Here is a 22,113-nt window from a genome sequence, read left to right on the forward strand (position 1 = left end):
AAAGTGATAAATTTTAAAAAAACTAAAAGGGCTAAAATGAGTGACATTATCTGGACTAAAACTGACGAAGCACCGCTATTTGCAAGCTACTCTCTCTTTCCTATCGTAAAGAGCTTTTTATCACGCGCTGACATTAGCATAACAAGGGCCGATATTAGCCTAGCTGGGAGAATTTTATCTCTTTTTAGCAAAGAGCTTGGGCTAAATAAGGCTGATGAGCTAGAACTTTTAGGCGAGCTAACAGCCCACAAAGAGGCAAATATCATAAAGTTACCAAACATCTCAGCCACACTTGTTCAGCTAAAAGCAGCGATAGAGGAGCTAAGAAGTAAGGGTATAAATGTACCTTTTTATCCAGATGAGATCATCACAGACTACGACGAAGAGATCGCTAAAAAATACCAAAAAGTGCTTGGCAGCGCGGTTAATCCAGTTCTTAGACAAGGAAACTCAGATAGAAGAGTCTTGCCACCGGTTAAAGAATTTGCCAAAAAGCATCCTCACAGTAATGGCGACTGGGACAAGGCAAATAAAACTAAAATTTGCTACATGCAAAAGGGCGACTTTTATGAGAATGAGCGCTCAATTATCACCAATAAAGATGAGAAATTTTATATAAATTTTGTGAATACAGAGGGTAAAAAAGAGCTTTTAAAAGAGCTTGCCGTACAAAGTGGCGAGATAGTTGATGCTACATATTTAAGCGTAAACGAGCTTGATAAATTTTATGAAAGCTGTTTTGAAGAGGCGAAAAAAGAGAATTTGACCTTGAGTCTGCACCTAAAATGCACAATGATGAAAGTTAGCGACCCAGTCATCTTTGCTCACGCGATAAAAAGCTATTTTAAAGAGGTTTTTGAGCTTTTTGGCGAAGAATTTAAGGCTCACGGCGTGGAGGCAAAAAACGGCCTAAAAGATATGTTTGCTAAAATTTCAACTCTTGAAAACAAAGATGAAATTTTGGCTAAATTTGATGAAATTTTGAGCAAAAAAGCAAAAATTTGGGCACTAAATGAAAATGCCAGCAATTTTGACGTACCAAATGACGTCATAATAGACGCCTCCGTGCCAGCACTCATTAGAAACTCTGGCAAGGTAAAAGATAGAAGCGGCGAGCTAAATTTCTCGCTTTGCATGATCCCAGATAGAACATACGCTAGGGTTTATGAGGCTTGCGTAGCGGACTTTAAGGAGCATGGTGCGCTTGATGTAAGCAGCATAGGCAGCGTAGCAAACGTGGGGCTAATGGCTAAAAAGGCCGAGGAATACGGCAGCCATGATAAGACTTTTATCGCAAAAGAGGACGGAGAATTTGTAGTTTTTGATGAGTCTGGCGAGAACGTTTTTAAATTTAGCGTCAAAAAGGGCGACATTTTTAGGATGACTCAGGCAAAGGATGATGCGATAAATGCGTGGTTTGAGCTTGCTTTAAAAAGAGGAGAAATTTCAAAAGATGAGCTTATATTTTGGCTAGATAGTAGCCGTGCTCATGATAGAAATTTGATAGTTAAATTTGAAAAATTTAGAGAGAAATTTGCTAGGGCTGGCGTGAAATTTGAAATTTTAAACTACGAGCAAGCAACGATAAAATCGCTTCAGGCGATAAGAGCTGGCAAAAACGTAATAAGTGTTACTGGCAACGTTTTAAGAGACTATCTAACCGATCTTTTCCCGATCTTTGAGCTAGGTGGCAGCTCTAAAATGCTCTCGGTCGTGCCACTACTTGCTGGTGGAGCGATGTTTGAAACAGGTGCTGGCGGGACAGCTCCGACGCTTGTAAAAGAACTAAAAGAGAAAAATCACCTGCTTTGGGATAGCTTAGGCGAGTTTTTAGCGCTTAGTGCTTCGCTCGAGCATTTGGCGTTTGCTAAGCAAAAAAAAGAGGCAAAAGAGCTAAGTGATGCGCTAAATAGAGCGGTTGCTAGCTATTTGGACGAAAACAAAACGCCAAATGCCACTCTTGACACCAGAGAGTCGCACTTTTATCTGGCACTTTTTTGGGCAAGAGAGATGGCAAAAAGTGGCGGGATTTTAAGTAAAATTTTTGAAAATTTAGCAGACGAGCTAGAGAAAAATGAGAGCGAAATTTTAAAAGAGATAAGACAAAATGATGGTGCAAGCGTGGAATTTGGTGGATATTATTTGCCAGATGAAGTGAGGGCAAATGAGGTCATGAGACCAAGTAAAATTTTAAATCAAATAATAGGATGAGAAAATGAAAATAAGTATAGTTGGAGCAGGAAACGTCGGTGCAAGTATAGCTTATGCGCTTTGTATGAGGGAAGTTTGCGATGAGATCGCGCTTGTAGATATATTTGGTGATGTGGCACGTGCAAAAGCAATCGATCTAGCGCAGTCAAGCTGCGTTTTTAATGCTAAAACTATTGTTTGTGGTGGCGATGACTTTATGCTAATAGAGGGCAGTGATATCGTAGTGGTAACTGCTGGAAGCCCAAGAAAAGAGGGTCAAACAAGAGAGGACTTGCTTCTTAAAAATGCCGTAGTCGTAAAACAAACAGCTCAAAATATCGCAAAATTTGCACCAAATGCGGTGATAATCGTTGTGACAAATCCGCTTGATGTGATGGTCTGGACGGCTCATAAATTTAGCGATTTTAGCAAAAATAAAGTGATCGGCATGGCTGGTGAGCTTGATGGTGCAAGATGCAGATATGAGCTAGCACTTCTAAAAGATAAAGATGCAAAAGAGCTAAAGACAAAGATAATTGGCGCTCACAACGATGAGATGATCGTATCTGCTAGTAATATCAGCGAAAATTTAAACGAAAATGAGCTTGCAACTCTTAAAAAAGAGACAAGCACAGGTGGCGCAAAGATCGTTAAGCTCCTTGGCACTTCAGCTTACTACGCACCAGCGGCTGCTGTTGTGAAAATGTGTGAAGCGATCATGGGCAAGAGTGATGAAATTTTAAGTGCTAGCGTGCTTCTTGATGATGAGTTAAGTTGCGGCAGGCTAGTAAGGCTTGGACGCGAGGGCTTAAAAGAAATTTTAGAGCTAAATATAAATGAAAGTGAGCAAGAGCAGCTAAGTAAAAGCGAAGCTGATATTAGAAAAAACATTAAATTTTTAAAAGAAAATTTGGATTAGGAATATAGATGATAATAAAAGAAAATGTACCTGTTTGGGTCGATGAGAGCAGGTGTAAGGCCTGTGATGTCTGCGTGAGCTACTGCCCAGCAGGCGTGCTAGCGATGAGGCTTGAGCCAAAAGCAGTGCTTGGTAAGATGATAGAGGTCGTCTATGCTGACTCATGTATAGGCTGTCGCGACTGTGAGCTTCACTGTCCTGATTTTGCCATTTATGTGGCTGAAAAAGGCTTTAAATTTGCAAAGCTAACGCCTGAGAGCAAAGAGCGGGCCGCTGCCGTAAAGGCAAATAAATTTGCAAAGCTTGGAGAGAGCGCATGAGAGAGCTAGTATCAACTGGAAATGCCCTAGTAGCAAGGGCTGCTGTCGAGTGCGGCTGTAACTTCTTTGGCGGATATCCGATCACTCCAAGTAGCGAGATCGCCCACGAGCTAAGCGTGCTTTTGCCAAAACATGGCGGCACATTTATACAAATGGAAGATGAGATAGCTGGCATTTCAGTAGCTCTTGGTGCAAGTGCGAGTGGCGCAAAGGCCATGACAGCAAGCTCAGGACCTGGAATTTCACTAAAGGCTGAGCAAATTGGCCTTGGTTTTATCGCTGAGATACCGCTTGTCATCGTAAACGTAATGCGTGGCGGCCCTTCAACTGGCTTGCCAACCCGCGTCGCACAAGGAGATATCTTGCAGGCTAAAAACCCAACTCACGGCGATGTAAATATGATAGTGCTAGCGCCTAGTAGCCTTGAGGAGTGCTATACGCAGACAGTTCGAGCGTTTAATCTCGCAGCTAGATTTATGACCCCTGTTATGCTGCTACTTGATGAGACGATAGGTCATATGCAAGCAAGGGTGCGTTTGCCAGAGATTAGCGAGCTAGAAATTTATAAAAGAAGAGAATTCAGTGGCGAGCCAAAAGAGTATAAACCTTACGAGGCCGCACCAGATGAGCCAGCTACGCTAAATCCTTTTTTTAAAGGCTATCACTACCATATAACAGGGCTTCATCACGGAGCAACTGGCTTTCCAACTGAAGATGGCAAGATCGTTGAATACTCGATAAATAGGCTATTTGATAAGGTAAATTTACACGTAGATGAGTGTGAGAAATTTGAAGAGTTTATGCTTGATGATGCAGAAATTTGCATCATCGCCTTTGGTAGTGTGGCACTTTCAGCTAAGCAAGCGATCTTAAATTTATGTGAAAAAGGGCTAAAAGTAGGGCTATTTAAGCCACTTACACTTTTCCCAGCTCCAGCTAAAAAGCTAAAAGAGATATCAAATAAATTTAATAAAATTTTAGTTTGCGAGCTAAATTTAGGTCAATATAGCGGTGAAATTTCAAAGATCATCTTAAGAGATGACTTTGCAAAACTGCTAAAAGCAAACGGCAGACCGATAAGCCCAAGCGAGATCGAGGCGAAGATAGGAGAAATTTATGGCTTTTAATTATGATAAATACTTACGAACAGATAAAATGCCTACTCTTTGGTGCTGGGGCTGTGGTGACGGCGTCATACTAAAGGCGCTCATCCGCGCGATCGACACTATGGGCTGGGATATGAATGATGTTTGCGTGGTATCAGGCATAGGCTGCTCTGGCCGTTTTAGCGGATATCTTGACTGCAATACCATCCACACAACTCACGGTAGAGCCGTAGCCTACGCCACTGGTGTAAAGATGGCAAATCCAGATAAGCACGTCATCGTGGTAACTGGCGATGGCGACGGGCTAGCGATCGGAGGCAACCACACGATACACGGATGCCGCCGAAATATCGGGCTAAATCACATCCTAATAAATAACTTCATCTACGCACTAACAAACTCGCAAACCAGCCCAACTACGCCAAAGGGCATGTGGACGGTCACAGCGCAATACGGCAACATCGATCCTAGCTTTGACGCCTGTAAGCTCGCAACCGCCGCAGGTGCTAGCTTCGTCGCGCGCGGAAGCGTCATCGAGCCAGAGAAGCTTACAAAGCTCTTTGTAGAGGGCTTTAGCCACGATGGATACAGCTTTTTTGATGTATTTTCAAACTGCCATATAAATTTAGGTCGCAAGAACAAAATGGGCGAGGCGGTGAAAAATTTAGAGTGGATAAAGGGCCGCACGACGAGCAAGGTTAAATTTGACATGTTAAGTGATGAGGAGAAAAAGGGTATTTTCCCACTTGGTGTACTTCATAAAGATGAAGAAAAGATTGAATATACCAAGGCTTACGACATGGTAAGAAGGGCTGCTATGAGCGGCGAAGCGATCGATTTTAAGGAGCTAGCATGAAGTCACAATTAAGATTTGTCGGCGTTGGTGGACAGGGCGTCATACTAGCAGGTGAGATCCTCTCAGCTGCCAAAATAAAGGCAGGCGGATACGGCGTCAAGGCTTCTACATACACATCTCAGGTACGTGGCGGACCAACAAAGGTCGATATCATCCTTGATGAGAAGGAAATTTTATACCCTTATGCAAACGAGGGCGAGATAGACTTTATGCTTGCTACCGCGCAGATAAGCTACGATGCCTTTAAAAGCGGCGTAAAAGATGGCGGCGCGATCGTTGTTGAGCCAAATTTGGTAAAGGTGAGCGATGAAGACAAAAAGCGTTGGAAAATTTATGAAATTCCTATCATTTCTATCGCAAAAGACGAGGTCGGAAATGTTATCACTCAAAGCGTTGTGGCTCTTGGCGTGGCTGTGGCGATGAGCAAGTGTATGGATGAAAATTTAGTGCGTGAAGAGATGCTAGCAAGTGTGCCTGAGAAAGTCAAAGAGGCAAATGCCAAAGCTTATGAGCTAGGCCTAAAATACGCAAAAGAGCTTTTAAAATAAATTTTGGCTAATTTTTAGCCAAAATTTCTACTAAAAATAAAAAAATCAGCCTTTATTATATTTTTATCAATTATTACTTTTCTTAAAATCTAAAGCATTATTTATCGATATAAAAGATTATATTTATAGTATTTATTTATCTTGTCAAAGCTATGAAATTTTTAAAAATCGTTCTCACAATGCCTTATTTTACCTTTTTTAAATAAAATATATTTTTAAATATTTAATAAATTATATTTAAGATTTGTTTTAGTAACATTTTAGACGTAAATTTTTGTAAAAGGAGTAAAAGTTGAGTTACAAAATCTCAGTTGCAACATGTACTGCACTTTTGATGTGCAGTGGTTTTTAAGTCAAGTTTTTGCTATACAAACCACAAAGCTTGAGGGTATTGAAGTAAATTCAGTTGGTGACAACATCAGCGAGAGCGGTATTGATGAGGGAATTTTAAACAAAAGAGTAGCCGCTGGTCCTTTGGCTGACAAAAAAGTTATAGATATGCCTTATCAAGTAAATACGATCTCAAAAGAGGTTCTTGATAACCAAGGCGTTCAAGGCTTTGAAGACACAGTTAGATACTTTCCTTCAGCTTCTATTCAATATCGCGGCGGTGGTGATGTTGGTCGTCCTCAAACTCGCGGTTTTCAAGGCTCAGTCGTAGGTAACGTCCTTTGGGATGGTTTTTATGCTTCATCAACCACAGCTATACCTATGGCGATGTTTGAGAGTTTGCAAATCCAAAATGGACTTGCCGGCTCACTTTATGGTGGTGCTACACCTTCTGGATATTTCCTTTACTCTCGCAAGCGCCCAGTCCCACTTCAAAACGTTATCTGGACTGATTACAGCTCAAGGTCAAATTTAGGCGTAGGTCTTGATAGTTCAAACAAATTTGAAAAAGTCGGATATAGAGGTGTCTTTTACTATTCAGGTGGTGAAAAGAATGCTAAAGATAGTAAATTTTCTCGTCGTTTAGCCTCACTTGGACTTGATTTTACCTTACAGAGAATTTAACACTTGAGACAAACTTTAGCCACTATGAGCATAAAAACTCAGGTATGCCAGGTGGATTTAGCATGCCATTAACAAACGGAGTAGCAAATTTTGACGTACCAAGCCCTGTAAAAGATACTAAAAGAGGACTTGAGCAGTCTTTTGGTGGTAATCACCTAAAAACAACAACGGCTAGCGTAAAACTAAAATACGCTCTAACAGACAACTGGTACTTTGAGGGTGGCTATCAGTGGCAAAAAGCTATCCGTGATATGTATGGTACAAGCGGTACATTTTTAAATCAAAATGGAGATTATAGAGTTGTTAAAAGTGGTGGCAGTGGTGCATCTGGTAGATTTGATGTAGATAGCTGGTTCTTGAAAGGCTTGACAAATTTTCAAACAGGTTCTTTATCGCATAATTTTGCCGTAGCTACAAATGGATACCGCTGGACTATTTATAGTGCTAGAAATAGAGGTGAAGAAAGAGTACTTGGTAACTCAAATTTATATCATCCAGTAATATTTAATAATCCACATGTAAAAAAAGGAAGCGGTAGATATAAAAGTAGTAGTAGTGATATGAAAAATATTTCTGTTGTTGATGATATTAAATTTAATGACTACTTCAGCACTATCTTATCAGTTTCAAGAAGCTGGTTTATAAGCTATAAGCTAGATCCATCTAAAGAGAAAAACTATGATAAAAGTGGCTTTAACTACGGTGTAAGCCTTGTCTATAAGCCAGTTGAAAACGTAAGCCTTTATACTACTTATGCAGATAGTATCTCAAATGAACAATCAACTTATACTTTTAGAAGAGGACCTAGAGCAGGCGAGACTTTAACAGTAGAGCCTATTAGAAGCAAACAATATGAGATCGGTGCGAAAGCTAGACTAGGTGAGCTTGATCTATCAGCTGCGATCTTTGAGATCAAACGTCCAGTAGCATATCTAGTCGGTAGCGGAGCAAATGCAGAGTATAAAATTCAAGGCACACAAAGAAACCGCGGCTTTGAGCTAACTACTGGCGGAAAGCTTGTTGATACTTTAAGTATGTATGGTGGCTTTACACTTCTTGATGCTAAGATAAAAAATGCTAAAGATGGCGTATCTGAAGGCAAAACAGTTATCGGTGAGCCAAAACTGCCTGCGCTCATGTCAAAAATTTTTCCAAAGATAAAGAGCAATGATAACAAAAGCGGCATGCTAAGTAGCAGCGTCGAGACTATCATCGCGTCAAAAACGCAAGTTGTTTTTGGGCCAGTTGGTATGATGTTTGATGAAAATAGCAAGGCTCAGTTAGAGAGCGCTGGCATCGCAGTTGTGAAGATAGATAAATTTCAAAGCATCAAAGAGATACAAGATAGCTTTAGCAAGATCGCTGAAATTTGGGGTGAAAAGAGCGTAAAAAGGGCGCGTGAGTTTAATGACTATTTTAATAACAACATAAAATTTGTAAGCCAAAAAACAGCAAATTTAATGCCAAAAAAGAGAGTTTTGGTGCTTAACTACAACTCAGGAAACTTTAACACCATCAGCTCAAAAGATATCGGCGTAGAGTATATTAGCGTGGCTGGCGGTATAAATTTAAGCTCAGAGCTAAGTGATGGGGATTTTAAAATTTCAAAAGCGATAAACGAAGAGCAAGTCATCATCTTTAACCCAGACATCATCATCACAAATTCACAAAAAAGTGCCGATGCTATCGCTAAAAACGCATCATTTGCCAAGCTAAAAGCTGTGCAAAATGGAGAAATTTTTGTAGTGCCAAGTGGCGTTTATCTTTGGAGCGTAAGAAGTGCTGAAGGTGCGCTTTATCCGCTTTGGCTGGCTAAGACATTTTACCCAGAGCATTTTAGCGATCTAAATTTAGAGCAAAAAACAAGAGAGTTTTACGAGAGATTTTATAACTACAAGCTAAGTGATGGCGAGCTAAAAGAAATTTTGCACCCAAAGGGTGAATTTTGATAATAGGACAAAAATAATATTATTTATTATATTTAATATATTTATTTAAGTATAAAAGTAATTTTTTTTTCTAATATCCTAAAAAAGAGCTTTTAAAGCTTAAAAACTCAAAAATAAAAATAAACTTCAAATCGGTAGAAATTTTTATATATCTTGTAAATTTTCTACCGCTAAATTTATATAAACCGCCTTAAAAAGCCCATTTTATCCTTTTTGATTTTAATATTAGCTCTCATTCCTTAATCTAAAATAAATCTTTATGTTTCTTTTAAGTAAATTTAATGTAATGTTTCATTATTAATTATTTAATTAATATAGTTGTTTTAAAAAATATTAAGAAATGAACTGGCGGTGCGTTTTAAACGCTAAAAATTTACTAAGATAGGAAGTTATCAATGAGTGAAAAATTTACCAGAAGAGAATTTCTACAAAGTGCCTGTATCAGCGTAGGTGCGCTAGCTGCAACAGCTGGTGCAACCAATGTTTTTGCTGGTGAGTTGCCAAAAGGCAATGAAAGTGGCTTGCCATCTGTTGATGTGCTAATAATCGGTTCTGGTGGTGCCGGACTTCGTGCAGCAACAGCCGTTCGCAAGCAATATCCAAACTCAACCGTCGTTGTTGCTACAAAGATGATGCCATCACGTAATGCGACCTGTATGGCAGAGGGTGGAATAAACGGCGTTACTGACTTTAGTAATGGCGATAGCTTCAAGCTTCACGCTTATGATACAGTTAAAGGTGCGGCTTATCTTGCCGATCAAGATGCGGTAGTGAAATTTTGCGAGGCAGCAGGCGCAGTCATCCACGAGCTAGACCACAATGGCATGCTCTTTTCTCGTATAGATAATGGCGACGTGTCCCGTAAAGATAATGGCGATGTTGCGTTTCGCTTCATGGGTGGTGCCAGTAAAAAACGCTGTAACTACGCAGCTGATAAAACTGGCCACATTTTGATGCACGCCTGTCTTGACGACGCTATCACAGCTGGCGTTAAATTTTTAATGGATCATGAGCTACTTGAGATCGGTCTTGAGGATGGCAAGGTTGAAGGCGTCGTTCTTCGCAACATCCAGGATGGTCAAATTTACCCAGTTCTTTGCAAATCTCTTGTCATCGCAACTGGCGGATACACTAGAATTTTTTATAACCGCACATCAGTTCCATTTATAGCAACTGGTGATGGCATCGCTGCTGCGCTTAAAGCAGGTCTTGGTTTTGAAGACCCTGAGATGCTCCAGTTTCACCCAACTGGCGTTCAAAATGGTGGCACACTAATCACTGAAGCAGCTCGCGGAGAGGGTGGATACTTGTTAAACAACAAGGGCGAGCGCTTTATGAAAAACTATCACGAAAAGATGGAGCTAGCTCCTCGTGACGTCGTCGCTCGTGCGATCGAGACAGAAATTCGTGAAGGCAGGGGCTTTGGTGAGGGTATGAGCGCTTATGTGCTTTGTGACGTTCGCCACCTTGGCAAAGATACCATTATGAAAAAGCTTCCAAAAATTCGCCACACAGCCATGCTTTTCCAAAATATCGATCTAATCGAACAACCAGTACCTATCCGTCCAACAGCTCACTACTCAATGGGTGGCATAGAGGTAGCTAAATTTGATGATATGAGCACAAAAATCCCTGGAATTTATGTAGGTGGTGAGGCTTCATGTGTATCTATCCACGGTGCAAACCGCCTTGGTGGAAACAGCTTAACTGACGCAGTTGTAACTGGCGATCTAGCTGGCAAAGGTGCTGGTGCTTACGCTCAAAATGTAAAATTTGCAAGCGGCAAAAAGACTTCTGATCTAGCAAAAATGTGGCAAGATAAATTTAAAGCCATAGCAACAGGCGAGGGCGGTGTGAACGATATGTACGCACTTCGTGAAGAGCTTGGTAAAAACAACTGGGATCTAATGGGTATCTTTAGAACTGGTGCAAAATTAGATCAGCTCTCTAAAAACCTTGAAGCTATCCAAGCAAAATATGACACTATCAAAGTGCCAAATCAAAACCCAGTTATGAATACAGCATTTACCGACTATGTCGAGCTTGGCAATCTTATACTTCTTTCTCGTGCAGCATGCCTTGCAGCGCAAAATCGTCTTGAGAGCCGTGGCGCTCACACAAGAGAGGACTATCCAAAAAGAGATGATGTAAATTTCTTAAAACACAGCATAGTCACACTAAAAGACGGCAAGCTTGAGCTTAGTTACAAAGACGTTGTGACAGGCATATTTTCACTTGACGGCAAGAAGCCAGAGTAAGGAGCTAGGATGAAAATTATTATCGACCGCTTTGACGGAACTAAAAAATATGAATCAACTTATGAGCTAACAAATGAAGAGATCAAAGGCAAAACTCTTTTAACAGTGCTTCTTGATATCAAACAAAAAAAGGATGCGACGTTAAATTTCACAGCATCTTGCCGCTCAGCGATATGTGGAGCGTGTGCTGTTAGAGTAAATGGCCACTCATATCTAGCCTGTGATACAAAAATGAACGAGCTTTTGGCTGAGTATGACAATCCAGAGAGCATAAGAATTTCTCCACTTGGAAATTTCAGGGTCATCTCTGATCTTATGGTGGACTGGGAGCCAAGTATCGAAAATTTACGCAAGATTAGGCCTAGCATCACTGCTAAGTCAGAATTTAGCGCAGAAAAAGGCTGTAAGCAAAGTCAAAAAGAGTATGAAAAAGTAGCGCTTGAATGGGACTGCATACTTTGCGGTGCGTGCGCTAGTGAGTGTAATAAACTTGAAGCTGATGCGAGCGATTATATGCAGCCATTTGTCTTTGTGCATGCTTATAGAGCGGCGTTTGACTCACGCAACAAAGATCCTATGCCACACTTAAAACCAGCTATCGACAACGGCCTTTGGATGTGTGTAAAGTGTCAAGAGTGCGCTGACCGCTGTCCAAAAGGTATAAGTGCATGTAAAGATATAACTGATCTTCGCATCATGGCTATACAAAAAGGTTTTGATGATGGTATGGGGCCAGATCACGCTGAGGCATTCTTAACCGATCTAGTTGATGGCTCAGGTAGACTAAATGAGATCAAGCTTGCGCTTCGTTCTGAGGGAGTATTTAAAAATATGGGCAAAATGGATATTGCTGCAAATTTAATGCTCGCAGGTAAGATGAATCCGCTTCATATCTTTGGCGAAGAGGATATAGAAGGACATGATGATCTAGTAAAAATGATAAATGCGGCTCGCAAAGCTGCTAGTAAGGAGTAATTATGCAAAACGAATTCGCTTTTTTCCCAGGATGCGTACTCTCTCAAGCAGCTAAAGAGGCTAAGATGTCGCTTGAGGCTATCGCTCTGATACTTGGCTGGAAGCTTCACGAGATAAGGGGCTGGAGCTGCTGTGGGGCCCAACAAGCACAAGACGTCGATCCTATCGCTACACTTGTGGCAAATGCTAGAAATATAGCACTTGCTGAGCAGATGAATATGCCGATGCTTACGACATGCTCAACCTGTATGCTAACTCTAACAAGAGCTAAAACTACACTTGATAAGGGGGCAAAGGACCACATAAATACTTTCTTGGCTGAGGGTAATATGAAATACAATGGCTCAACCGAGATCACAAGCCTTCTTTGGGTGCTTTATCAAAACGTAGAAACACTAAGAGCAAAGGTTGTTAAGCCACTTAGTGGGCTAAAAGTAGCACTATTTTACGGCTGCCATAGCCTAAGACCTGAAAAAGATCTTCACAATAGAGAAAGCTCAGTCAATCCAAAGAGCTTTGAAACTGTTGTAGGCGCACTTGGTGCTACTATTGTACCATTTGAGAAAAGACTTGACTGCTGCGGATTTCACGCTAGTTATCCAGCTGGCACATCTGTAAGAAAAATGTCAAGCCAGATCGTAAATAATGCTGATGAAAACGGCGCTGACGTAGTTGTCACACCATGCCCGCTTTGTCAAATGCAACTTGACATCTACCAAGAGAGATATCAAGATGAGAACCACTCAAATGTGAGAAAGCCTATCATTCACCTATCTCAGCTTGTAGGTCTTGCACTTGGACTATCTGTTGAGGATCTGGGTCTTGATCTAAATATCGTTGATGCTAGTAAAATAGCATAAATTTATCCCACGTCTTTTGGCGTGGGGAATTCTTAAAATTTATTTTTCTATTACAAACAAAGCAAATTTGGCATTTTATAAAAATTTTAATTTATTTTTTAATATAAAAATGGATCAAAAATAATAAAATTTATTATGTAAATTCTTTTATTTATATAAAATATTTTTTAGCTACAATCGCGTGAAATTTTAAATGGATTGATTATTAAATTTAAAGGACTAAATATGCAAAATGTTGGCATTGTTGCAAAAATAAGCGGAAAAGTATTTGTAAAACGCAATGGAAAGTTGATCGCACTAAAACAGGGGGATGAGATATTTTTAGGCGACGAGATCATCACACAAAGTAGCGGTGACACTATCGTTATAAATTTCTACCACGCTTCGCCAATCACGCTACTTGAGCCCCAAACTATTATCATCACAAAAGAGCTATCAAAGGTAAATTTTAACACGCAAGGCAGCGAAACACAGATAGAAGAAGATAAGAGAAAATTTCTTAGTGAGAATGAAGAAGCAAAAAACAAAGGCGAGGACGACAACTCTCACAACGCAAGTCATAGTTCTCATGGCTCAAGCCACAGTAGTAGCTTCGCAAGCATAAATGGTTTAAATTTTGATACACAAGGTCACATCTCAAATATTGTTGGTATTGATGGTGGCGCAGTTGTGTTACCTTTTACATCAAACGAGTCAGTATTGCCACATAGCTTTGTTGGTGGGGCGGTATCAGCGGTAGAGCAAAAAGAGAGTGTTCCAGTTATTGTGGCACCAAGTGTTAGAATTTTAAAAGACATTGATGGCGACAGCTATATAAATATTGCAGAAGCAGGCGGTGATCCAAACCATACAAGTATAGCGGTTGCTTTTAATAATGACTTTAAGCCAAACGACAAAGTGACATTGGAAGTCGTAAATAACGGTGTAAAGACCATGCTTGTTTATAAGGTTAATCAAGCTGGTACAAGCGTGATAAATATAAATAATCCAAGTGAAATTTTACCTATTGCGCCAAATGCTATAAACCCAGAGCAAAAAGAATTTATCATTCCAAGTGTCACTGTCACTCCAAATGCTGCATTTAGTGTAAATTCTAGTATCACTCTAGCAAATGGCACTAATTCATATGTGGCAAATATAGCCACAAGTGTTGATACCATCACTCCAACTCTTGCTTTTAAAAAGGTATTTTTGGGTAAAGATTTAAACCGAGATGGCGTCATAGATGCAAGCGAAAATAGCTTTAATCCAGCAATTAGCACACCAAGTGATGATGCAAAGGTCATCTTATCACCAAATATGAAAATAGGCGACAAGATAAAACTAACTACCACTGATCCTGACGGAACTTTACATGAAAAAGTGCTGGTTAAAACATCTGTTAATATGCTTGTAGATAAAGAGAGTGGCGAGAGCTATCCGCTCACAAGTGAAAGTGGTGGAAATGTTGGTTTTAATGTAGCAAATGCGGTTAAAATTTCATCTTCAACGCCTACAAATGTAAATATCCAAATGATAAGTAAGTCAGGCAATCCAGGTGCAACTGAAACCATAACCATAGCAAACAACAATGACCCAATCGCTGTTTTTACTCTTGATGACAATAAAGATGGGATTATAAATTTAGCTGAACTCACAAAAAGTGGCGGTACGGCCTTATCGATAGATATTTATATACCAAACAATGCCGTAGTTGGCGATAAGATCCGTATAAAAGTTGATGATCCAGCTAGCACGCCAACAAGTGTGACAAAGACATATACTATCGCACCTGACGGACTTAGTGCTACACTTGATGGTGGTACAGAGATCATTCCTATCGAAAATGGCAAGATTACAATCACTGATCCAACAAACTCGAGCGATCCAAGCAGAAAAAGGCTAAGCACGACGATTATTGATGGCACGACTGGCACTCCAAAAGCTTCAAGCGTGAGTGAAATTTCAAGCGATACAGTTGCGCCTATCAAATCCCCACATGTACAGTTTGTAAAAGATGGCGATAAAGATGGCATTCTAACTAGCAAGGAGAGTGGTTTTAGTCCTGATGGCGTAAAGACATCTATAAAGATAAAAATTCCAAATGATACAAGAGATGGTGATAAATTTGAGATAGATATCGTAGGAAGCGACGGCAAAACAGATAAGATTACTATTAAAATTTCTCAAGATACATCTGGTGTATATAGTGCGACAAGAGATGATGGCGTACCTATTAGCGTAAATAATGGCACCATAGAGACCACCACAAGACTTTATGGGCTTACTACAAATTTTACAACTACATTTACTGACAAAGCTGGCAACAAAGCAGCCCCAGTCACAGACAAGATAACTCTAGATAATAGCATAAAGGTGCAATTTGCAAGGGATAATAACGGTGATGGACTAATAGATAGCATCACAACTCCTTCGGGTTCGCCGTCAACCCAAAGTGATCTTGATATCTACCTACCTAACAATACAAAACCAGGAAGCAGTATAAACGTCACGGTATCAACTCCTACCATACCATCTGTTACAACAACTGTAAAATATACCATAAGCGATGATGGGCTAACAGCCGTACCAAGTGATGGCTCAGCACCACTTCCAATAGCTGGTGGTAAATTTAGTATACCAGGCGTTCATATTTCTATGGATCATTCTACGCCGGTTAGAGCGACTATTACAACACCTGGCGAGGCTACGACGACTGATGGTATCCGTGGTAGATTATTTGACTTTGGAATTTTAGAGTATATTGATGATGTAAAGCTTGCTACGCAGATAGACGGCGGAGTTATAAATATCGCAAAATACCTAAGAGCAGGGGACAATGAAAAAGTTATTCAGAAAAATAACTTCGATAATGAGAGCAAAACTATAAAAGAGTATAATATTTCGCTTACGAACGATGAGCAACCAAATATAGTCTTTGGTGTAGACCGTGCTCCCAGAACAAAACTTCGCTTGGCTCTTGAAGATGATCTTGGTAATGCTAAAATTTTACCAAACGGACAAAACTATATAGATCTAGTTGTAGGTGCGGACAAGCGTGTAAATATGGACTTTGAAGCGCTTGGGATAAAGCTAGATGAAAGATACTCAAATATCAGAGCGACTGTTTTAAAGAGTGATGAAACAAAAGATGATGATCTCTTGGTTCGAGTCGATCTAGATGCTACTCCGGATGCGATAGGCACACCAAATACCACGTCTAATGTTACTAGTGTAGATATTTCAGGTAGTATTGGAACCGACTCAAATGGCAACAATACTCTTAATAAAAATACCATAAATAAAGTCGATCTTTATGACTTGCTAAATTCTGTTCACAAAAGCTCGTCTCTTGATAATACACATAGCTATTCTGAAAATTTTGCCCTATCAGCCAATAGCACTGGGGCAAATTTTATGATAAAAAATTCTGACGCCGCAGGAAACGTATCTATTAGCACTGTTACATTTATTGGCAACAGCGGTCTTGATGCTGATATGTGGTTTTACAACTACGTAGATCCGTCATGGAGAGCTAGAGTTGGTAACAATTCTGGTGTTTATAGTACGCAAGGCGGCAAGCCTATCTATAAAAACTATATGGAAATTTATTCTCCAAGCGCCTCTACTACCTACGATGTTGTGCAGTTTGCTTCAGGAACACACTATAAGACTTTGTCTAATCAAGGAAATATGCATGCGGAGGATCTAGCTAGAGTTGGTAGGCATGAAGATAGTGCTTTATATGATGCGTCTAATCCATATGCACCAAAAAAATTTAGAAATGGCGTCGATACTGCTGCTGGCACTGGTGATAATATAGGCTTTGCAAATGGTGTTTTAAAAGGTAGACCCGGCAACTATACCCTTGGTGAGTCAAATCCTGTTGGATCTGATCTTGTTATGAAGATGAATGGCTGGATATATGTAAGTGCACCTGGAATATACTCTGTAAGAGCAGCAGACTTGCATAACTATGCAGAGCTTACTATAAATGGAACGACACAAAAATTTGGAAGTGCGACTAATTATATAAATCCATCTACCGAAGCATCATATGGTAAAAATGGCCAGTGGTGGAGTAGGGATTTTACATTTGATAAGGCTGGTTTTTATAAATTTGATATGGAGTATATGGACGGAACTGGTGAGATGAACTTATCTTTATATATGCTTCCAAAAAGTGTAGCAAACACTTATGGCCCCCAAGATCCATATCCTTCATCTATGCTAGTTGGAGCACAAGGTAGCGGCACGCATCTCTTTAGTAATAATTATGTTGAAGCACTTATTCAAAATGGACATCTAAAAAAGATAGGGACTACAAATTCTTACGAACTAAGTGACACTAGTAAATACGGCGAATCAAATTTTGGCGATCCAGTATATCTAAGACAAGAGGGCGATATAAAAGGTGGCAACCTAGATGACGCCTTTGTTTATAGCAAGGGTAGAATGATAGATGGCAGAGGTGGCGTGGATACTCTAATAGTCGTTGATGATGTGGATTTTTCAAATTTAGATAACGTTAAAAAGATAAATAACTTTGAAAAGATCCAGCTAGGTAGTGCTGATCAAGCAGTATCTATAAAATTTAGCCCAGATGGTGTCTTTGATATTATTGATAGCAGAAACACAAGGGATGCAAGTAATAGCGCAGCTAGTGAGAGTGTAAATACAGTGCTAAAAGTCATAGGCGACGGTAAAGACTTAGTGCAACTCACGCATGACTTTGTAAAAGCTACAAAAGCTGATGTTGCTACGCTAAATAGAAAACATAGTATTGTCGGTGACATGTATAACAAAGTAGATGTCACAAGTGAGGGTGATGCAGTAAATCAAGTCTATAAAGCGACATTTAATCGCCAAGAAACCATAAATGGAAATACAATAAACACAAGACACACTGTTTTTCTTGAGATTCAAGATGGTGTACAGGTCGATCTCTTATAGAAATTTAAATTTATAGAAGCAATATAAAGCCCAAAATTTCTCTTGGGCTTTATAATTTTAGATAGCTTTTAGCATAACTTTCGTTAGTAGCTCTGAAAATTTAGCTGGATTTTCTAGGCTCATGCCCTCATTTAGCCTTGCCATATCAAGAAGTAAAGGCGCAATGTCATAAATCATAGCCTCATTCTTCTCTAGTTTTGCAAAAATTTCATGATCAGCATTGATCTCTAAGATAGGCTTAACTTTTGGAGCGTTTGCACCTTGTCCCATTTGTTTTAGCATCTCTTGCATAGCGTAATCAGGATCGTTTTTATCATAGATAAGCACCGCAGCAGAGCTTGAGAGTCTTGAGCTAAGCTTGACGTCTTTAACTTCATCTTTTAAAATTTCTTTCATTTTAACGAGTGTGTTTGCGACTTTACTCTCATCTACTTTTTCATCGCTTTTTATCTCGTCATTGATATCAGCGTGCGAGATAGATTTTATAGGAGTTTTGTCAAATTCATTGACCATTGGCATAACGATCGTATCGATCTCTTCGTCCATAATGAGCACCTCAATATCATTTTTCTTAAAGCTTTCTAGAAGTGGCGAATTTCTTAGCATACTTTCGTTATTGCCACTGATATAATAGATCGACTTTTGATCATCTTTCATTGCCTCTTTGTACTCTTTTAGGCTAACTAAATCATCTCTTTTTGAGCTTTTAAATAGACAAAGATCTAAAATTTGCTCTTTTTCAGCGTTAAAGCCGTAAAGTCCCTCTTTTAAAACCTTGCCAAATAGTTTGTAAAATTTTATGTATTTTTCACGATCGTTATCTTTTAGCTTTGCAAGCTCGCTTAAAATTTTCTTCACGCTTTGCTCTTTGACGCTTCTCATGATCGCATTTTCTTGTAAAATTTCACGGCTTACATTTAATGGTAGATCCTCAACATCAATGATACCCTTGATGAATCTTAAATATGGCGGCAAGAGTTCTTTTGCATCATCTGTGATAAAGACTCTTTTCACATAGAGTTTCACGCCACTTTGATAATCAACCCTAAATAGATCAAACGGCTCGGTGCTTGGCACATAAAATAGAGTTGAATACTCGATCTTGCCCTCAGCTTTTGTGTGTATGTAAAGGAGCGGATCGCTACTATCGTGTGAAATTTGCTTATAAAAGTCGTTGTAATCTTGCTCTTTTAGGCTAGCTTTATTTAGCCTCCAAAGCGCATTTGCCTTGTTTATCTGCTCATTTTTGGTCTCATAAGAGCCCTCTTTTTCGCCTTCTTTTGGAGCGACATAGTTCTCTTTATCCATAAAAATAGGATAAGGAATGTGATTTGAATACTTCTTGACTATCTCTTCTATACGCCAAGAATTTGCAAACTCATCATCGTTTAAATGCAAGATGATGTCCGTTCCAAAGTTATCTTTTTGGGTGTCTTCGATCTCATAGCTTTTTGCATCAGATGTCCATTTATAGGCTTTGTCGCTAAGTGCTCGTTTGCTTATGACCTCGATCTTGTTTGCCACCATAAATGCTGAGTAAAAGCCAACACCAAACTGACCGATCAGCGAGCTATCTTTTTTGGCATCGCCGCTTAAATTTTTCATAAAACCTTTTGTGCCACTTCTTGCGATGGTACCTAAATTTGCGATGAGCTCGTCCTTATCCATGCCGATACCATTGTCGCTGATGGTTAAAGTCTTAGCTTTCTCATCTACTTTGATGTCGATCCTCGGAGTGTAGCTTAAGTTTTTATATTTTTCATCGGTCAAGCAAAGGTAGTTTAGCTTGTCAAGAGCGTCATTTGAGTTTGAGATGAGCTCTCTTAAAAATATCTCTTTGTTTGAGTAAAGAGAGTGGATCATCAAATTTAAAAGGTCATTGACCTCGGTTTGAAATTCAAATTTATCTGCCATTTTTCTTTCCTTGTTTTAAAATTTTTGGCAGATTATAACACAAAGTGATAAAAATATACTTAACCTTGATAGCATTACTATCAAGGTTTTTAAATTAATTTTTTAAAATGATTTCAAAAAAGTTATAGTTTATGAATAAAATAATAATGATAATTTATTAATTATTATTAATTATGCATTCTTGTATAAAGTTTATTTAAAATAGTACTATAATCAAGGCGAAAATTTTTAGAAAAAGGAGACAAAATGAATTTACGAAGCATTTTGGTAAAAGTTTCAGCAACGATTGCTACGGTTTTGGCAGTATCTATGACTTGTTTTGTTGTATATACATCAAATATTTTAGAGCGCGAGATAAAAGATGGTGTGCTTACAACAGTAGAACAAAACGTCCAGCTTGCTATGAATACGGTTAAATTATTTGAAAAAGATAATGTAAGTAGTGCAGAGCTAATAATGAGTGTTTTTAAAGAGATGATTGGAAAAATTTCAACTAATCACCAGATGAGCAAAACTGACAAATACGAGGCGATAGAACTAATATCTCAAAATGGTATTTTAAACAATAACTACGATATTCTAGATAAATTTAATAACGCTACAAAAGGCGGAATTTCAACCATTTTTGCAAAATCGGGTGATAATTTTTTAAGAGTTAGTACATCGGTGACGAAGGCTGATGGTAGTAGAGCTGTTGGTACGATGATTGACAAAAACGGTCAAGCCTATAAAAATATCATGAATAAAGAGAGGTATATAGGTGTTGTAAATTTATTTGGACGCAACTATATGAGTATTTATGATCCTATTATTGAAAATAACGAGGTAATAGGAATTTTATTTGTTGGTTATGATCCTACCGAGGGATTAAACAATATGAAAAAGACTTTTTCTGAGATGAAACTTGGTAAGCATGGATATTTTTCTCTTTACAATACTAAAACTGGCAAATTTGACTTTCATCCAACCAAGACAAATCAAGAGCTAAGTAGCGAATTAAAAACTACTATGGATAATATTGTTAAAAAAGGAAAAGGTATTGAGCCTATTATAATTGATGGGGTTGACTGCATAGTTGCTTTTGAGTCATTTGATAAACTAGACTGGATGGTTTTAGGTTCAGCTGTTACTGATGATTTTTTAACACCACTAAAAGTAGTTAGTAAAAATTTCATCATAGCAAGTATCATAGTTACCTTGCTTTTGATAGCTGTTTCGATGCTCTTACTTAAAAAGATGGTTGCAAATCCTATTGATAGACTAGGAACAAATTTAAATGCGATAACATCTGATTTTACAATTAAAATTCCTATTTATGGTAAAGACGAGATAGCTAAGATAAGTAAAGATATAAATGATTTTATTGAAAGAATAAGAATATTAATAAGTGATACAAAGCACCTTTCAAGCGAAAATAGCTCCGTTGCAAATGAGCTTAGTTCTACATCTCTTCAGACAGGCAAACGTGTAGAAAAATCAACTGAAATAGTAGAAGAGACAAATCAAAGATGTAAAGTAATGCAAGAAAATATGAAAGAATCTTTAGCGGTAGCTCAAGCTGGCAAAGACGATCTTCAAAAAGCAAGCACACATATAAAAACGGCAACTGAAGCTATAAGATCGCTATCAGCGCAGATTATTGATTCAGCTAATGTAGAAAATCAAATGGCTGATAAGATCGATCAGCTTAGCCGTGATGCCGAGCAGGTAAAATCAGTTCTTGTTGTTATCAATGATATAGCTGATCAGACAAATTTACTTGCACTTAACGCAGCTATTGAGGCTGCAAGAGCAGGTGAGCATGGACGTGGCTTTGCCGTTGTTGCTGATGAAGTTAGACAGCTAGCTGAGAGGACTCAAAAGAGTTTAACTGAGATAAATGCTACTATTAACGTCATTGTCCAAGCGATCAATGATAGTAGCGAGCAAATGGGTATCAACTCTAAGCAGATCCAAGAGCTAACTCACGTGGCAAGCGATGTTGAAAAAACTATAAATGTTATGAGTGAGACAATGAATAACGCTATAGCAATGTCTGATAAGACTATGCAAGACTACATCGCAACTGGTAAAAATGTAAATGAAATCATGGAAGGCATCTCAAATATCAACCAAATTTCATCTGAAAATGCTAGAAGTGTCGAAGAGATAGCTTCAGCGGCAGAACATCTAAACAAGATGACAGATGCATTAAATTCAAAACTTAGTGTCTTTAGAACTTAAGAACTTATCTGCAAAACTAATATTTTTAGGTCTAGCTCCCGCTAGACCT

At 38.9% G+C, this 22,113-nt stretch carries 13 protein-coding genes and 2 pseudogenes; 14 read left to right on the forward strand and 1 reads right to left on the reverse strand.

Annotated elements, in window-relative coordinates; genetic code table 11:
* Positions 1 to 36: 36 nt before the first annotated feature.
* The 12 genes from F3G75_RS00445 to F3G75_RS00495 all read left to right on the forward strand — a co-directional run bounded on the left by F3G75_RS00445 (position 37) and on the right by F3G75_RS00495 (position 17,927).
* Positions 37 to 2,211 carry an NADP-dependent isocitrate dehydrogenase gene (locus F3G75_RS00445; protein WP_149716154.1) on the forward strand — a complete coding sequence of 725 codons (2,175 nt, stop codon included), beginning with the start codon at positions 37 to 39 and terminating at the stop codon, positions 2,209 to 2,211.
* A gap of 4 nt (positions 2,212 to 2,215) precedes the next feature.
* Positions 2,216 to 3,109, forward strand: coding sequence for a lactate/malate family dehydrogenase (locus F3G75_RS00450; RefSeq protein ID WP_149716155.1), 894 nt, complete (start codon positions 2,216 to 2,218; stop codon positions 3,107 to 3,109).
* An 8-nt stretch (positions 3,110 to 3,117) separates the two neighbouring features.
* Positions 3,118 to 3,429, forward strand: a complete 312-nt coding sequence (locus F3G75_RS00455) for a 4Fe-4S dicluster domain-containing protein (protein WP_021091402.1) — start codon at positions 3,118 to 3,120, stop codon at positions 3,427 to 3,429.
* Positions 3,426 to 4,556 carry a 2-oxoglutarate synthase subunit alpha gene (locus F3G75_RS00460; RefSeq protein ID WP_149716156.1) on the forward strand — a complete coding sequence of 377 codons (1,131 nt, stop codon included), beginning with the start codon at positions 3,426 to 3,428 and terminating at the stop codon, positions 4,554 to 4,556. Before F3G75_RS00455 ends, F3G75_RS00460 begins: the two co-directional genes overlap by 4 nt.
* A complete protein-coding gene (locus tag F3G75_RS00465) occupies positions 4,546 to 5,391 on the forward strand; it encodes a 2-oxoglutarate ferredoxin oxidoreductase subunit beta (RefSeq protein ID WP_148784667.1) in 846 nt (281 codons plus the stop codon). Before F3G75_RS00460 ends, F3G75_RS00465 begins: the two co-directional genes overlap by 11 nt.
* Positions 5,388 to 5,939: a 2-oxoglutarate:acceptor oxidoreductase subunit OorC gene (locus F3G75_RS00470; protein ID WP_103576524.1), complete on the forward strand. Its 552-nt coding sequence runs from the start codon at positions 5,388 to 5,390 to the stop codon at positions 5,937 to 5,939. Before F3G75_RS00465 ends, F3G75_RS00470 begins: the two co-directional genes overlap by 4 nt.
* A 318-nt stretch (positions 5,940 to 6,257) precedes the next feature.
* A complete protein-coding gene (locus F3G75_RS09370) occupies positions 6,258 to 6,953 on the forward strand; it encodes a Plug domain-containing protein (protein WP_223154396.1) in 696 nt (231 codons plus the stop codon).
* Positions 6,954 to 6,997: 44 nt separating this feature from the next.
* Positions 6,998 to 8,902 (forward strand): TonB-dependent receptor domain-containing protein, encoded by a 1,905-nt coding sequence (locus tag F3G75_RS09375; RefSeq protein WP_223154420.1) that lies wholly within the window; start codon positions 6,998 to 7,000, stop codon positions 8,900 to 8,902.
* Between the two features lie 395 nt (positions 8,903 to 9,297).
* The gene (gene sdhA, locus F3G75_RS00480) at positions 9,298 to 11,160 is read left to right on the forward strand and encodes an 8-methylmenaquinol:fumarate reductase flavoprotein subunit (protein WP_149716157.1); all 1,863 of its coding nucleotides are present in this window, start codon (positions 9,298 to 9,300) and stop codon (positions 11,158 to 11,160) included.
* Positions 11,161 to 11,169: 9 nt separating this feature from the next.
* Positions 11,170 to 12,135, forward strand: coding sequence for an 8-methylmenaquinol:fumarate reductase iron-sulfur subunit (sdhB, locus tag F3G75_RS00485; protein WP_149716158.1), 966 nt, complete (start codon positions 11,170 to 11,172; stop codon positions 12,133 to 12,135).
* Positions 12,136 to 12,137: 2 nt separating this feature from the next.
* Positions 12,138 to 12,995: an 8-methylmenaquinol:fumarate reductase membrane anchor subunit gene (gene sdhE, locus F3G75_RS00490; RefSeq protein WP_149716159.1), complete on the forward strand. Its 858-nt coding sequence runs from the start codon at positions 12,138 to 12,140 to the stop codon at positions 12,993 to 12,995.
* Positions 12,996 to 13,220: 225 nt separating this feature from the next.
* Positions 13,221 to 17,927: a hypothetical protein gene (locus tag F3G75_RS00495; RefSeq protein ID WP_149716160.1), complete on the forward strand. Its 4,707-nt coding sequence runs from the start codon at positions 13,221 to 13,223 to the stop codon at positions 17,925 to 17,927.
* A gap of 57 nt (positions 17,928 to 17,984) precedes the next feature.
* Here the strand turns inward: F3G75_RS00495 and htpG are convergent, their stop codons facing one another.
* Positions 17,985 to 19,841: a molecular chaperone HtpG gene (htpG, locus tag F3G75_RS00500; protein WP_149716161.1), complete on the reverse strand. Its 1,857-nt coding sequence runs from the start codon at positions 19,839 to 19,841 to the stop codon at positions 17,985 to 17,987.
* Between the two features lie 309 nt (positions 19,842 to 20,150).
* On the opposite strand from htpG, the pseudogene F3G75_RS09540 reads away from it, so the two are divergent.
* Positions 20,151 to 20,984 (forward strand): annotated as a pseudogene (locus F3G75_RS09540) (Cache 3/Cache 2 fusion domain-containing protein); the annotation flags it as partial.
* 27 nt (positions 20,985 to 21,011) lie between these two features.
* Positions 21,012 to 22,064 (forward strand): annotated as a pseudogene (locus F3G75_RS09545) (methyl-accepting chemotaxis protein); the annotation flags it as partial.
* Positions 22,065 to 22,113: the final 49 nt, after the last annotated feature.

The sequence above is a fragment of the Campylobacter concisus genome, assembly GCF_902460705.1.
Taxonomy (GTDB): Bacteria; Campylobacterota; Campylobacteria; order Campylobacterales; family Campylobacteraceae; genus Campylobacter_A; species Campylobacter_A concisus_Z.

Bases quoted from the DNA above. Each gene is read 5' to 3' on its own strand.
- F3G75_RS00450 (WP_149716155.1), top strand. From the start codon at position 2,216: ATGAAAATAAGTATAGTTGGAGCAGGAAACGTCGGTGCAAGTATAGCT.
- F3G75_RS00455 (WP_021091402.1), top strand. From the start codon at position 3,118: ATGATAATAAAAGAAAATGTACCTGTTTGGGTCGATGAGAGCAGGTGT.
- F3G75_RS00460 (WP_149716156.1), top strand. From the start codon at position 3,426: ATGAGAGAGCTAGTATCAACTGGAAATGCCCTAGTAGCAAGGGCTGCT.
- F3G75_RS09370 (WP_223154396.1), top strand. From the start codon at position 6,258: ATGTACTGCACTTTTGATGTGCAGTGGTTTTTAAGTCAAGTTTTTGCT.
- F3G75_RS00465 (WP_148784667.1), top strand. From the start codon at position 4,546: ATGGCTTTTAATTATGATAAATACTTACGAACAGATAAAATGCCTACT.
- sdhE (WP_149716159.1), top strand. From the start codon at position 12,138: ATGCAAAACGAATTCGCTTTTTTCCCAGGATGCGTACTCTCTCAAGCA.
- F3G75_RS09375 (WP_223154420.1), top strand. From the start codon at position 6,998: ATGCCAGGTGGATTTAGCATGCCATTAACAAACGGAGTAGCAAATTTT.
- F3G75_RS00495 (WP_149716160.1), top strand. From the start codon at position 13,221: ATGCAAAATGTTGGCATTGTTGCAAAAATAAGCGGAAAAGTATTTGTA.
- sdhB (WP_149716158.1), top strand. From the start codon at position 11,170: ATGAAAATTATTATCGACCGCTTTGACGGAACTAAAAAATATGAATCA.
- F3G75_RS00470 (WP_103576524.1), top strand. From the start codon at position 5,388: ATGAAGTCACAATTAAGATTTGTCGGCGTTGGTGGACAGGGCGTCATA.
- sdhA (WP_149716157.1), top strand. From the start codon at position 9,298: ATGAGTGAAAAATTTACCAGAAGAGAATTTCTACAAAGTGCCTGTATC.
- F3G75_RS00445 (WP_149716154.1), top strand. From the start codon at position 37: ATGAGTGACATTATCTGGACTAAAACTGACGAAGCACCGCTATTTGCA.
- htpG (WP_149716161.1), bottom strand. From the start codon at position 19,841: ATGGCAGATAAATTTGAATTTCAAACCGAGGTCAATGACCTTTTAAAT.